The sequence below is a fragment of the Sphingopyxis sp. HIX genome (genome assembly GCF_001468285.1).
Lineage (GTDB): Bacteria > Pseudomonadota > Alphaproteobacteria > Sphingomonadales > Sphingomonadaceae > Sphingopyxis.
This window is the reverse complement of the sequence record NZ_LNSB01000018.1, coordinates 13,622-25,444: the sequence shown is the minus strand read 5'-3', so window position 1 is coordinate 25,444 and position 11,823 is coordinate 13,622. Positions and strand designations below refer to the sequence as shown.

General features: G+C 68.3%; 15 protein-coding genes. 10 read left to right on the top strand and 5 right to left on the bottom strand.

Annotated elements, in window-relative coordinates; all coding sequences use genetic code 11:
• Positions 1–45 precede the first annotated feature (45 nt).
• The 5 genes from msrA to galU all read left to right on the top strand — a co-directional run bounded on the left by msrA (position 46) and on the right by galU (position 3,921).
• The gene (msrA, locus tag ATE62_RS10290) at positions 46–579 is read left to right on the top strand and encodes a peptide-methionine (S)-S-oxide reductase MsrA (protein ID WP_058809069.1); all 534 of its coding nucleotides are present in this window, start codon (positions 46–48) and stop codon (positions 577–579) included.
• Positions 580–763: 184 nt separating this feature from the next.
• Positions 764–1,309 carry a YfiR family protein gene (locus ATE62_RS10285; protein ID WP_058809079.1) on the top strand — a complete coding sequence of 182 codons (546 nt, stop codon included), beginning with the start codon at positions 764–766 and terminating at the stop codon, positions 1,307–1,309.
• Positions 1,306–2,511 (top strand): diguanylate cyclase domain-containing protein, encoded by a 1,206-nt coding sequence (locus tag ATE62_RS10280; protein ID WP_058809070.1) that lies wholly within the window; start codon positions 1,306–1,308, stop codon positions 2,509–2,511. Before ATE62_RS10285 ends, ATE62_RS10280 begins: the two co-directional genes overlap by 4 nt.
• A gap of 15 nt (positions 2,512–2,526) precedes the next feature.
• Positions 2,527–3,015: an OmpA family protein gene (locus ATE62_RS10275; RefSeq protein WP_058809071.1), complete on the top strand. Its 489-nt coding sequence runs from the start codon at positions 2,527–2,529 to the stop codon at positions 3,013–3,015.
• A gap of 42 nt (positions 3,016–3,057) precedes the next feature.
• Positions 3,058–3,921, top strand: coding sequence for a UTP--glucose-1-phosphate uridylyltransferase GalU (galU, locus tag ATE62_RS10270; RefSeq protein ID WP_058809072.1), 864 nt, complete (start codon positions 3,058–3,060; stop codon positions 3,919–3,921).
• Positions 3,922–3,957: 36 nt separating this feature from the next.
• On the opposite strand, the gene aqpZ is transcribed toward galU, so the two are convergent.
• The gene (gene aqpZ / locus ATE62_RS10265) at positions 3,958–4,689 is read right to left on the bottom strand and encodes an aquaporin Z (protein WP_058809080.1); all 732 of its coding nucleotides are present in this window, start codon (positions 4,687–4,689) and stop codon (positions 3,958–3,960) included.
• 98 nt (positions 4,690–4,787) lie between these two features.
• Positions 4,788–6,107 (bottom strand): methyl-accepting chemotaxis protein, encoded by a 1,320-nt coding sequence (locus ATE62_RS10260; protein ID WP_231736236.1) that lies wholly within the window; start codon positions 6,105–6,107, stop codon positions 4,788–4,790.
• A gap of 147 nt (positions 6,108–6,254) precedes the next feature.
• Between ATE62_RS10260 and ATE62_RS10255 the strand changes: the two genes are divergently transcribed.
• Complete coding sequence (locus ATE62_RS10255) at positions 6,255–6,560, top strand: hypothetical protein (RefSeq protein ID WP_058809073.1); 306 nt, start codon at positions 6,255–6,257, stop codon at positions 6,558–6,560.
• Between the two features lie 187 nt (positions 6,561–6,747).
• Here the strand turns inward: ATE62_RS10255 and ATE62_RS10250 are convergent, their stop codons facing one another.
• Positions 6,748–7,416 carry a S24 family peptidase gene (locus ATE62_RS10250; protein ID WP_058809074.1) on the bottom strand — a complete coding sequence of 223 codons (669 nt, stop codon included), beginning with the start codon at positions 7,414–7,416 and terminating at the stop codon, positions 6,748–6,750.
• 127 nt (positions 7,417–7,543) lie between these two features.
• Here ATE62_RS10250 and ATE62_RS10245 point away from each other — a divergent pair, with 127 nt between their 5' ends.
• Both ATE62_RS10245 and ATE62_RS10240 read left to right on the top strand, forming a co-directional pair.
• Entirely contained in the window at positions 7,544–7,798 is a 255-nt protein-coding gene (locus tag ATE62_RS10245) for a hypothetical protein (RefSeq protein WP_058809075.1), read from the top strand.
• Positions 7,795–8,118, top strand: coding sequence for a hypothetical protein (locus ATE62_RS10240; RefSeq protein WP_156420599.1), 324 nt, complete (start codon positions 7,795–7,797; stop codon positions 8,116–8,118). Before ATE62_RS10245 ends, ATE62_RS10240 begins: the two co-directional genes overlap by 4 nt.
• Here ATE62_RS10240 and ATE62_RS10235 read toward each other — a convergent pair.
• Together ATE62_RS10235 and ATE62_RS10230 are read right to left on the bottom strand one after the other, a co-directional pair.
• On the bottom strand, positions 8,115–8,960 hold the full coding sequence (locus tag ATE62_RS10235; RefSeq protein WP_058818506.1) for a hypothetical protein: 846 nt from the start codon (positions 8,958–8,960) through the stop codon (positions 8,115–8,117). The genes ATE62_RS10240 and ATE62_RS10235 overlap by 4 nt on opposite strands.
• Positions 8,961–8,979: 19 nt before the next feature.
• The gene (locus tag ATE62_RS10230; protein WP_058810161.1) at positions 8,980–10,203 is read right to left on the bottom strand and encodes a TIGR04063 family PEP-CTERM/XrtA system glycosyltransferase; all 1,224 of its coding nucleotides are present in this window, start codon (positions 10,201–10,203) and stop codon (positions 8,980–8,982) included.
• Between the two features lie 66 nt (positions 10,204–10,269).
• Between ATE62_RS10230 and ATE62_RS23605 the strand changes: the two genes are divergently transcribed.
• Both ATE62_RS23605 and ATE62_RS10225 read left to right on the top strand, forming a co-directional pair.
• Positions 10,270–10,428 carry a hypothetical protein gene (locus ATE62_RS23605; RefSeq protein ID WP_197411762.1) on the top strand — a complete coding sequence of 53 codons (159 nt, stop codon included), beginning with the start codon at positions 10,270–10,272 and terminating at the stop codon, positions 10,426–10,428.
• Positions 10,421–11,809 carry a putative O-glycosylation ligase, exosortase A system-associated gene (locus ATE62_RS10225; protein WP_058810162.1) on the top strand — a complete coding sequence of 463 codons (1,389 nt, stop codon included), beginning with the start codon at positions 10,421–10,423 and terminating at the stop codon, positions 11,807–11,809. Before ATE62_RS23605 ends, ATE62_RS10225 begins: the two co-directional genes overlap by 8 nt.
• The last annotated feature ends 14 nt before the right edge of the window (positions 11,810–11,823 follow it).

Genomic DNA, 11,823 nt, shown 5'->3' with positions numbered 1-11,823 from the left:
TTCCTATTTTGAGCGCAACCCCACTTCCCCAGCAAGGATCGACCCATGACCCAGGAAACCGCCATTTTTGCCGGAGGCTGCTTCTGGTGCACCGAAGCGGTGTTCCAGTCGCTCGCCGGCGTCGACACGGTCGAGAGCGGCTATATCGGCGGCAGCGTCGCCAACCCCACCTACAAGCAGGTGTGCGGCGGTGACACCGGGCATGCCGAGGCGATCCGCATCACCTTCGACCCCGCGGTCATTTCCTATGACGATCTGCTCGACGTCCATTTCGCGACGCACGATCCGACGACGCTCAACCGTCAGGGCAACGACATCGGCACCCAGTATCGCAGCGCGCTCTTCCCCCTCGATGCCGCGCAGGGCGACGCCGCGCGCGCAGGCATCGAACGCGCGCAGGCCGACCAGTCGGCGCCGATCGTCACCACGATCGAGCCGCCCGCGACCTGGTATCCCGCCGAGGATTATCACCAGTCCTATTGGGAGGGCGAAGGCCAGCGCAATCCCTATTGCATGGCGGTGATCCCGCCGAAGCTCGCCAAGCTGCGCAAGGGATTCGCCGAGCGGCTGCGCGGATAAGGCCGGTCGTGGACTAATATAGATCAGGATATAGCAATATCCTTACCCAAATCCGGCGCTTCGCGTAGCGCTATTGCGAAATGGCGATATGACGTCGCTTATCGTTGACTTGCCCGCGCTTTAGGCTAGCGGACGCCGCCAACTTGGGGCAGCGTGCCCAGGTGCGGTGGGGGTCGCAAAGCGGGTGCTGGCATCATTGTTCCTGATCGGCGCGCTGTTGTCGACGCCGCAGATGTCGGTGCAGGCGGCCAGCCAGACGATCATCGACGATGGCGTCGACGGGCTAACCCGCGCGGTCAATCGCATGCTCGGCGGCATCATCAGCTATGTCCGCTGGCCCGGCGCCGAGCAGAGCAGCCGCACCCTCTGCCTCGTCGGCGCGCCGCGGCTGACCGACCGCATCACTCCCGGCATACCCGGCGGCGGCCCCGCGATCGCGGTGCGGCGTTTGACCGCCGCGGCGGTGACCGGCGGCAGCGATTGCGACATCCTTTTCCTCGGCCGCATGCCCGCCGACGATCGCCAGCGGCTGATCGGCTGGGTCCGCGGCCGCGCGGTGCTCACGATCAGCGACGACGACCCCGCCTGCCTTTATGGCGCGATGTTCTGCCTCGCGCGCAAGGCCGACGGCCTCAGCTTCTCGGTCAATCTCGACGCGATCGGGCGCGGGCCGCTGCGCGTCGATCCGCGCGTGCTCAAGATCGGGCAGAGCGACGGAGGCGCCGCATGAGCGCCAAGTCGCCCCCGCGCACCAGCTTGCAGAAACTGCTTTCGCGCTTCCACTTCGGCATCACGCTGTTCGCAGTGGCGCTGTCGGGGCTGACGATCCTGCTCGCGGGCATCACCGCGATGCGGGGCTATGCCGACCGTAATATCGAGCTCGCGGCACAGCTCGGCGCCTATGGCGTCGAACCCGCGCTGGTGTTCAACGACGCCGCGGCGGCGCGCGAGGGGCTCGCCCCGCTGATGCGCATCCCCGGCATCGCCAAGCTGCGCGTGCTCGACGACCGCGGCCAGCCGCTCACCGAATGGGCCTCGCCGACGCCCGACCCCGCGCCGCTCCTGACCCGCGCCTTCTTTCCCAAGCCCTATGCCGTGACAATCCGCCGCAACGGGTCGGCGATCGGCACGATCCAGGTGTGGGGCGATTCGTCGACGCTGATCGACTATGTGCGGATCGGGCTGCTCGCCGGGCTCGCCTGCCTGATCGTCACCGCGCTCGGCGCGATCGTCATGGCGCGGCGCTTCGAATATGAGCTGGTCAAGCCATTGAACGCCATCGCCACCGTCGCGCACGACGTCCGCCTGCATCGCCGCTTCGAAAAACGCGTCCAGCCGCTCGGTATCGCCGAACTCGACCGGCTGGGCGGCGATATCAACGCGCTGCTCGACGAATTGCAGGGCTGGCAGGGGTCGATGGAAAGCGAAAAGGCGATGCTCGCGCATCGCGCATCGCACGACGCGCTGACCGCGCTGCCCAACCGCGCCGCCTTCGACGAACAGCTGGCACTACGCATCGCTGCGGCGCGCCAGCGCGGAGGGCGCTTCGTCCTGCTCTTCATCGACGCCGACAATTTCAAGGAGGCCAATGACGCCTTCGGCCACGCCGCGGGCGACGCCGTGCTGGTCGCGCTGTCGAGCCGGATCCGCGAGACGCTGCGCAGCGGCGATTTTGCGGCGCGCATCGGCGGCGACGAATTCACCGTGCTCGTCGACCCGCTCGACGCCGCGGTCGAACCGCAGGCGATCGCCGACCGGCTGCGCGCCGCCATCGCCCAGCCGCTGATGTTGCCGGGCGGCGAGCTCTATCGCCCCACCGCCAGCATCGGCTTTGCGGTCTTTCCCTTCCAGGCCGACGGCGCCGCCGAACTGCTCACCGCCGCCGATGCCGCGATGTATGCCGACAAATTGTCCAACCGCACCCGAAGCTGACGAAAGCGCGAAGCGATGCCCCCCGCCTTCAAGACCCTCTTCACCCTCGCCGCCGCCGCGCTGCTCGCCGCGTGCCAGAGCCTGCCGGCGCCCAAGGGGTTCAGTCCGGAACAGGTTGCGATGCTCAAGTCGCAGGGTTTCGTCGAAAGCGGGGAAGGCTGGCAGCTGACGCTGCCCGAACGCCTGCTGTTCGCGACCGACGATGCCAATCTGAAGCCCGAGCAGATTGACGCCATCTCGCAGGTCGCACGCGGCCTCGCCAGCGTCGGCATCGGCTCGGCGCGCGTCGAGGGGCACACCGATTCGACGGGGACCAGCGCCTATAACCTCAAGCTGTCGCAGGCGCGCGCCGACGTCGTGGCGGACGCGATGCGCACCAACGGCATGGTAATGCCCCCCGACCAGGTGATCGGCCGCGGCGAGACGCTGCCGCTGTCGAGCAACGCCACGCCCGAAGGGCGGCAGGACAACCGCCGCGTCGTCGTGATCGTCACGCCGCAATAGCGCGGCTTTTCACGGGCAGTGTTCGCCGCTAAGCCCGCGCGCATGAAACCGATCCGCAAAGCCGTCTTTCCCGTCGCCGGCCTCGGCACCCGCTTCCTCCCCGCGACCAAGGCGATCCCAAAGGAGATGCTGCCGGTCGTCGATCGCCCGCTGATCCAATATGCGGTTGACGAGGCGCGCGAGGCGGGGATCGAGCAGATGATCTTCGTCACCGGGCGCGGCAAGAGCGCGATCGAGGATCATTTCGACATCGCCTTCGAACTCGAAAAGACGATGTCCGAGCGCGGCAAGGACCTGTCGGTGCTCGAGCCGACGCGGCTTGGCCCGGGCAATTGCGCCTATGTCCGGCAACAGGAGCCGCTCGGTCTCGGCCACGCCATCTGGTGCGCGCGCGACATCGTCGGCGATGAGCCCTTCGCGATCTTCCTGCCCGACGAATTCATGCACGGCACGCCCGGCTGCATGAAGCAGATGGTCGACGCGTATCACAAGGTCGGCGGCAACCTGATCTCGGTGCTCGAAGTGCCGCACGAGCAGGTGTCGAGCTACGGCGTGATCACGCCCGGCGCGCAGGATGGTGCGCTTACCGAAGTGCGCGGCCTCGTCGAAAAGCCGAAGGTCGAGGAGGCGCCGTCGAACCTGATCGTGTCGGGGCGCTATATCCTGCAGCCCGAAGTGATGCGCGTGCTCCAGCGCCAGGAAAAGGGCGCGGGCGGTGAGATTCAGCTCACCGACGCGATGGCCGAGATGATCGGCAGCCAGGCGTTCCACGCGGTCACCTTCGACGGCGCGCGCTACGACTGCGGGTCGAAGGCAGGCTATATCCAGGCCAATCTGGCGGTCGCGCTCGAACGCCCCGATATCGCCGGCGACGTGCGCGCCTTCGCGCTCGACCTGCTCAAATAGGATCCGGCGGGAACCGAAGCGCCCGCCGACCCTGCGTCAATTGCCCTCGATATTGGGCTTGGGGAAAGCGTCGGCGCCGACCGTGCGGTAAAGCCAGCCGCCGACGAGCCCGCCGACCAGCGGCGCGACCCAGAACAGCCACAATTGCTGTAGCGCGAGCCCGCCGACGACGAGCGCCGGGCCGGTGCTGCGCGCCGGGTTAACCGAAGTGTTGGTCACCGGGATCGAGATCAGGTGGATCAGCGTCAGCGCGAGCCCGATCGCGAGCGGTGCGAAGCCCGCGGGTGCACGGCCGTCGGTCGAGCCCATGATGATCCACAGGAAGAAGGCGGTGAGCAAAATCTCGATGATCAGCGCCGAGGTGAGGTCATAGCCGCCCGGCGACCCGCCACCCGCGCCATAGCCGTTCGCCGCGAGCCCCTTGGTCGCGAGATCGAAGGCGGTGCTGCCCGCCGCGACATGCCAGAGCAGGAAGGCGGCGACGATCGCGCCGAGCACCTGCGCGACGACATAGAGCGGGATGTCGCGCGCGTCGAAGCGCCCGCCGGCCCACAGCCCCACGGTCACCGCCGGGTTGAGGTGGCAGCCCGAAATATGCCCGATCGCATAGGCCATGGTGACGACCGTGAGACCAAAGGCGAGCGACACGCCGAGCAGGCCGATCCCGACCTCGGGAAACGCCGCCGCCAGCACCGCGCTGCCGCAGCCGCCGAACACGAGCCAGAAGGTGCCGATGAACTCGGCCAGACCCTTTTGCATGTTACTCATATGACCCTCCTCCCCGCCGGCGGCCATCGCGCCGCTGGCGCGGAGGAGAGATTATCAGAGTCGCGCGGGGCGGCAAGCCCTTGGGACCCGCGCGCGAATCACGCCGCGGCGACCGCCTCGACGAAGTGCCGTGCGCGCTGGTTCAGCGATTGCGCGGCGCGCGTCAGCCCCGCGGACAGGCGGCCGAGCGACTGCGCATCCTCACCGACCGCGCTCGCGCCGCGGCCGATATGCTGGACGCGGGTATCGATCTCGCGCCCCGCGGCGACCGCCTGCTCGACGTAGGTCGCGATCATCAGCGTCGTCGCGCTCTGCCCGTCGACCGCCTGGTCGACCGCGTCGGAAAAGCCGTTGTTGGCGACGATCGCCCGCTCGACCTCCTCGAACCCCTCGTTGACCTGCCCCACGATGTCTCGGATCCGGTCGATATGCTGCGCGATGTCGCCCGCGGCGGCGCGCGTCTGTTTGGCCAGCGCCTTGACCTCGGTCGCAACCACCGCGAAGCCGCGCCCGGCGTCGCCGGCATGCGCCGCCTCGATCCCGGCGTTGAGCGCGAGCATGTTGGTGCGGCTCGCCATGTCGATGATCAGCGCCAGCATCTGCTCGATCGACTGGCTGGCGGCCTTGAGCGCCGCGGCGCGTTCGCTCGCGGCCTTCACCTTGCGGTGGGCGTCGCTGCGCACCGCGCGCGCATGCGTGCCGTCGTCGACGATCCGCCGCATCGCCGCCGCCAGCGCATGGCCGCGATCGCCCAGTTCCCCAAGCCCCGCCAGCGTCTGCGCCGTCGCGCCCGCGACCGACACCGCGTCGCGGCCGGTGTGCTGCGCGCGCTCGGCGAGGTCGCCCGCGACGCGCTCGACCTGCCGCGCGGTGTCCGACAGCGCCGCGGTCAGTCCCGCGATATCCTCGTGGAAGCGGTCGCCCGCCTCGTCGACCCGCGCGGCGCGGGCGCTGCGTTCCTGCGCCAGCTCGACCTCGCGCAGCATCGCGAGCCTGGCGAGTTGGCCGCTGTCGAGCGTCTCGACGAAGCGCCCCTCGCGAACGAGGACCAGCCCTTCGGCGCCTGCCGCGCGCGACACGATCACCAGCAGCGCCGCGGTCGTCTCGCCGATATCGGCGGTCAGGCACGGCTCGACCATGCTCGCGATCGAACCGCCGATGGTCGGATTCTGCATCAGCGAGAACCAATAAGGGCAAAAGAGCAGTTCGCGGACCTTCCGCTCGCGGACGATCCCGACGGGCCGCCGATCGGCATCGAGCACCGCCAGGATGCGCAGGTGCGGATGATGCCGGAACAGGTCGATCACCTCCGACAGATGCGCATCGGTACGAACCGCGGCCGAATGTCCGGCGGTCGGGGCAAGGGCGAGGTCGGCGGGGGTCATGGCGCTCTTCGGTTTGGTGTGGCGGGCCAGCACGACCTAGAGCGCGATGGTAAATAGCAATTTAACCATTTGTTTCAGTGATATGACACGATGGCTGATCGGCGGCGCAGGTTAACGCAACCTCCTGTTCAGCCGCGCCGCGATATGCGAAGAAAACCGCCCGGGTCGAAAGGACAAAACATGCGCGCGATATTCCTCGTCATGCTGGCGGTGCCGCTGCTCGGCGGCTGCGTGAGCGCGGTCAAGACCGTCGTCACCGCGCCGGTCAAGGCAGTGGGCAAGGTCGCCGACTGGTCGACCACCAGCCAGGACGAAGCCGACCGCAATCGCGGCCGCCAGCTGCGCGAACGCGAGGAACGGCTGGGCAAGCTGTCGCGCCAGCGCGACAAGGCGACCGAAAAATGCCGCGACGGCAATGAGGAGCAATGCCAGCGGGCGGAAGTGCTCGAGCATGAGATCGAGGCGGAGATGGCGACGCCTTATTGAGATGGGTGGATGCTGGCGTGAGGAGAGGCCCTTCCTAATCCTCCCTGCGGCGTAGCCGTGGGGAGGGGGACCACCCGCAGGGTGGTGGAGGGGTCGATGCGATAGGCCGTGGATTGAGGCCACCACCCCTCCACCATGCTTCGCATGGTCCCCCTCCCCATCGCTTCGCGACAGGGAGGATTAGCGGTCACCGCACTCGCCGTCCGGTCCACACGACGCGGCCCACGAGTTGTACCGCGCTCATCGGCAGATCGTCCCAGCTGCGGTATTGCGCATTGTCGCTGATCACCGAGATCCGCCCCGGTCCCGGCGCGCGCGCGATGCGCTTCACCATCAGCGCGTCGTCCATGCGCAGCACATAGATGCCGTCGCGCAGCCGCGTCGCCGCGTCGCCGCCGTCGACCAAAATATCGTCGCCGTCGTTCAGCGTCGGCGCCATCGAATCGCCCTCGACGCGGATGATGCTGAGCGCGCGCGCATCGGCGCCGAGCTCGCGCAGCCATTTGGGGTCGAAGGCGACCGCGCCCTCGACCGGCTCGCCGTCGATCGTCCGCCCCGCGCCCGCCGAGGCGCCGATCGCGAGCTTGGGCACCAGCACCATCGCCGCCCCGCCCGGCCGCGCCGACGCGGCGACGCGCTGCACCGGCCCGCCCAGCATCGCCTCGGGCACCCCCAGATAGGCGGCGATGCGCGCGCGGTCTTCTTCGGCCAAGCGCCGCGGTGAGCCGCGCTTGATATATTGCTGGATATAGGCGGGGTTGCGCCCGATGCGCGCCGATAGCTGCGCATAATCGACGCCCCGCTCGGTGAGCAGCCGGTCGAGCGCGGCGCGCGGATCATCTCCAAAATCTGCCACGGGGCCGGTCCTTCCTATTTCGTATCTAGCAATAGGATTTATCCTAGACAAGTAGGAAAATCATCCTCAAATAGGAAATATCCTATCGGGCGAGTCGCCCGGAAACCGGATCGACCAGGGAGGATTTATGAAACAGACGCTGTTGCAACGGGTCGAGGCCTTCCTCGTCGAATCGGCGATCCCGCAGAGCGTCTTCGGGCGCGACGCGGTGCGCGACCCAAAGCTCGTCGCCGACCTGCGCGAGGGTCGCATCGCCGGATTTCGCATGACCTGCCGCGTGGAACATTTCATGAACAAATGGCGCGCCGACTATCGCGCGGGCCGCGTCAGGCCGCGCGGCGACCGCCGCAAGCACAGCGTCCGCGCGGGAGAGCAGGCATGATGCGCTGGTCCCCCGCCGCGCCGCCGCGCCCCGGCTGTCCGCACGGGCGCCTGCGCCGCCTGCTGGCACGTGAGCTGCCGCACGGTGTACTGCTCGAACCGTCGACGCTGCGGCCCTGGGCGAGCGCCAATTTCGTCGGCGCGCGGCATATGTTCCCGTGCACGCTCGCGGACGATGATCCCGGGGCGCTGCGCCCGCTGCTGCAGGCGCGGCTCGAGACGATCGAATGGCGATTGCCGGGGCATATCGTCGCCGACCTCGTCGTCGAGGCGGCGGACGAAGGCGGGCTCAGGATCGAAGTGCTGACGGTCGAGGATTAACCCACCGCGCGGTGCGTCATGCGCTGCAGCGTGCTCAGCGCCGCTTCGAGCGCGAAGTCGATCGCGGGCTCGCTGTCCTCGTTCGCGGGAACGGCGGTCGGCAGCGCCGGGGTCGCGGGCGCCGCGGCCGCCGTGCGGCGGCGCTGCGCGAGCCCCGCCTCGAAGCGCGCGACCATGGCGCCGAGGCTGTTGTCGGCGGGATCGGGCATGACCGGCCCCGACAGCTCGGCGGGCTGGAGCCAGGGGGCGTCGGCGCTGCCCTCTTCAAAATCGACCGGCGCGAGGTCGGCGAGCACCAGCTCGTCGGCTTCGTCGTCGGCGATCGCCATGCCCATTTCGGCCAGGTCGAGTTCGTCGCCGGCGTCGATCGTCGCCGGCGCCACCAGCGGCCCGAGCCCGCCTTCGGGCAGGTCGCGGCCGGCGCGGATCGGCGGGCGCGGCGCATCGTCGGGGTGCATGTCGGCGCGGCGGCGCGGCAGCGCGGCTTCGGCGTCGGCCTGTTTCTTGGCCCGCGCGGCGACGCGGCGGTTCATCGCGCCATTGCCCTTCACGGCGGGCTTGGCAAGCACGAGCGCGATCAGCCCCGCAAGCAGCGCGGCGACCGCCGTCATGCCGATCGCGAGCGCGAGCCGCCCGCCATTGCCGACCGGCGGCACGAACAGGTCGGACAGGCGGTCGAGATAGAGGTTCCAGCTGATCGCGGCGACCCAGGCGAGCGGCATCACCGCGGCGAAGAGGAAGGTCAGCGCCGCAGCGCCGATCACCGCCGGCACCGCCGGGCGCAGCCCGCGCCACAGCGCCGCAGCGACATCCCGTACCGATTTTTCGCGTGTCTCGTCCATATCGTCCAAACCTGTCGCGTCAGGCGGCGAGCGACCCGGGGTCGCTGCCGAGCAGTCGCTGGTAAACGGGTTCGTAACGTAAAATGTTTGACGACCAGTTACGATGTTTTTCGACGAAAATACGTGCGGTCCGGCGACGTTCGCTCCACATGTCGCGTTCGCCGAGCAATTTCGCGAGCGCGGCGGCGATCGCCGCGGGGTCGTCGGGCGCGAACAAGGTGCCGGTGACGCCGTCCTCGATCAGCTCGCGGTGCCCGCCGACGTCCGACGCCGCGACCAGCTTGCCCTGCGCCATCGCTTCCAGCGGCTTCAGCGGCGTGACGAGGTCGGTCAGCCGCATCTTCTTGCGCGGATAGGCGAGGATATCGATCAGCGAATAATAGCGCTCGACCTGGCTGTGCGGCACACGGCCGACGAAATGGATGCGGGGCGCGACGGGCGAGGCCGCGGCCTGTGCCTTGAGCGCCGCCTCCATCGGCCCGCCGCCGACAAGCAGCAGCTGCGCCGCGGGCTGCGCCGCGACCAGCGCGGGCATCGCGGCGATCAGGTCGTCGATGCCCTCATAGTCATAATAGCTGCCGATGAAGCCGATCACCGCATCACCGTCTTGCAGGCCGAGCTGTGCCGCCAGCGCCGCGTCGCGCGGCGGCGGATCGCCGAACAGCTCGAGGTCGACGCCGTTGGGCGAGACGACGATCTTGGCGGGATCGACCCCGCGCGTGATCAGGTCGCCGCGCAGCCCCTCGCAGATCACCGCGACCGCATCGGCCGACTTGACCGCATGCGTCTCGAGCTGGCGCGTCAGGAAATATTTGGCGCTCCCCTCGCGCCCCGTGCCGTTGCCGACCGCCGCATCCTCCCAGAAGGCGCGGATCTCGTAGAGCACCGGAATGCCGAGCCGCTTGCCGACGCGCAGCGCCGCCATCGCGTCGAGCACCGGCGAATGCGCGTGGAGCAGGTCGGGCTGCCAGTCCTTCACCAGCGCCTCGATCCGCGCCGCGAGCGCGCCGATCTCGCGCCACTCGCGGATCGGCGATCGCGCGGGTGCGATCGGCGGGGTGCGATAGAAGGTGAGGCCGTCGACGATCTCGCCGTCCGGGCCCGCTTCGGGGTGGCGCACCCCGGTGACGCCGGCGACCTGCCAGCCCTTCGCGACCTGCGCCTTCATCAGCGCGCGGGTGCGGAAGGTATAGCCGCTGTGCGTGGGCAGGCTGTGGTCGAGGACGTGGAGAATGCGGGTCATGGCCTGTGCGCATATGGCACACAAGCCTTAACGCGCCGTCAACCCCGATAGGCTAGGCCCCTGCCCATGGTCGACAATTTCTCCATCGGGCTCACGCACGTGCTGCTGGCGATCGCCCTGTGGCGCCTGCTTTACCGCGACGACCTCGACCGCGAGGTCAGCCCGCGCATGCTGTGGCAGCGGCGCCAGGAGGAAGCGGCCAAAAAGGAACAGGGCGATGCGTGACATCGCCTTTGTCGCCTTTCTCTTTGCCTTCATCGGGATCGGCTTTCGCAAGCCGTTCCTGTTCGTGCTCTGCTTCTGCTACATCGACATCGTCGCGCCGCAGCGGCTCTCCTACTTCCTGATCAACTCGATCCCGATCTCGCTGATCGTCTTCGGGCTGGCGATCGTCGGCTGGCTCGCGGTCGACGACAAGCGCGATACCAGGTGGTCGAGCCGGCAATTCCTGCTCGTCGCGCTGTTGCTCTATTGCTGGATGACGACGGTGAACGCCGATTTCCCGGTCGAGGCGGCGGACAAATGGAGCTGGGTGTGGAAGGCGCTCGTCTGGGCGATCTTCCTGCCGCTGACGCTGCGTACCAAGCTGCGCATCGAGGCGCTCATCGTCACCATGCTGCTCTCGGCCGCGGCGATCGCGATCGCGGGCGGGATCAAGACAGCGGCGGGCGGCGGCGGCTACGGCACGCTCCAGCTGCTGCTCAACGAAAATTACGGCCTCTACGAAGGCTCGATCATGTCGGCGGTGGGCATCTCGATCATCCCGCTGATCCTCTGGTATCGCAACCACGGCACGATCTTCCCGCCCGACTGGCGCGTCTCGATCTTCTGCTTCGCGCTCGTCTTCGCCTGTGCGCTGCTGCCGATCGGCACGCAGGCGCGCACCGGGCTCGTCTGCATCGCGGTGCTCGCGGTGCTGTCGCTGCGTGCGGTCAAGCACCGCTTCCTCTATATGGCGGGCGCGGGGCTGCTCGCCATCGCGTCGATCCCCTTCCTGCCGCAGAGCTTCACCGAGCGCATGGAGACGATCCGCGACCATAAGGCCGACCAGTCGGCCTCGACGCGCGTCGCGGTGTGGGCGTGGACCTGGGAATATGCGAAGGAAAATCCCTTCGGCGGCGGGTTCGAGGCCTATATCCAGAACCATGTCCGCGTCGAAAAGGCGGCGAGCGCCTATGACCCGAACAAGCCGCAGGAAGCCGTGCCGACGGTCTATGAGGAAAAATCGCGCGCCTATCATTCGAGCTATTTCGAGATGCTCGGCGAACAGGGCTACCCGGGGCTGACGCTCTGGCTGCTGCTCCACCTCACCGGCCTGATCCAGATGGAGCGGCTGCGGCGCCGCTATCTCAAGACGCGCCGCGCCGAGGAGCAATGGATCGCCCCGCTCGCGACCGCGCTCCAGCACGGACATATCACCTATCTCATCGGCTCGCTCTTCGTCGGCATAGCCTTCCAGCCCTTCATCTACATGATGCTCGCGCTGCAGATGGGCCTTTCCACTTACGTGCGCCGCCGCGAGCGCGAGGCCGGCTGGCGCCCGCTCACCGCGCGCCCGGCGCAGGTCCCCGCGCGGCATCCGGCGATAGCTGGCACGCCGTCTTAAGCTGATCGTCATCC

Excerpts from the sequence above, each read along its gene's own strand:
- msrA (WP_058809069.1), top strand. The coding sequence starts at position 46 with ATGACCCAGGAAACCGCCATTTTTGCCGGAGGCTGCTTCTGGTGCACC.
- ATE62_RS10280 (WP_058809070.1), top strand. The coding sequence starts at position 1,306 with ATGAGCGCCAAGTCGCCCCCGCGCACCAGCTTGCAGAAACTGCTTTCG.
- ATE62_RS10275 (WP_058809071.1), top strand. The coding sequence starts at position 2,527 with ATGCCCCCCGCCTTCAAGACCCTCTTCACCCTCGCCGCCGCCGCGCTG.
- galU (WP_058809072.1), top strand. The coding sequence starts at position 3,058 with ATGAAACCGATCCGCAAAGCCGTCTTTCCCGTCGCCGGCCTCGGCACC.
- aqpZ (WP_058809080.1), bottom strand. The coding sequence starts at position 4,689 with ATGAGTAACATGCAAAAGGGTCTGGCCGAGTTCATCGGCACCTTCTGG.
- ATE62_RS10255 (WP_058809073.1), top strand. The coding sequence starts at position 6,255 with ATGCGCGCGATATTCCTCGTCATGCTGGCGGTGCCGCTGCTCGGCGGC.
- ATE62_RS10245 (WP_058809075.1), top strand. The coding sequence starts at position 7,544 with ATGAAACAGACGCTGTTGCAACGGGTCGAGGCCTTCCTCGTCGAATCG.
- ATE62_RS10240 (WP_156420599.1), top strand. The coding sequence starts at position 7,795 with ATGATGCGCTGGTCCCCCGCCGCGCCGCCGCGCCCCGGCTGTCCGCAC.
- ATE62_RS10235 (WP_058818506.1), bottom strand. The coding sequence starts at position 8,960 with ATGGACGAGACACGCGAAAAATCGGTACGGGATGTCGCTGCGGCGCTG.
- ATE62_RS10230 (WP_058810161.1), bottom strand. The coding sequence starts at position 10,203 with ATGACCCGCATTCTCCACGTCCTCGACCACAGCCTGCCCACGCACAGC.
- ATE62_RS23605 (WP_197411762.1), top strand. The coding sequence starts at position 10,270 with ATGGTCGACAATTTCTCCATCGGGCTCACGCACGTGCTGCTGGCGATC.
- ATE62_RS10225 (WP_058810162.1), top strand. The coding sequence starts at position 10,421 with ATGCGTGACATCGCCTTTGTCGCCTTTCTCTTTGCCTTCATCGGGATC.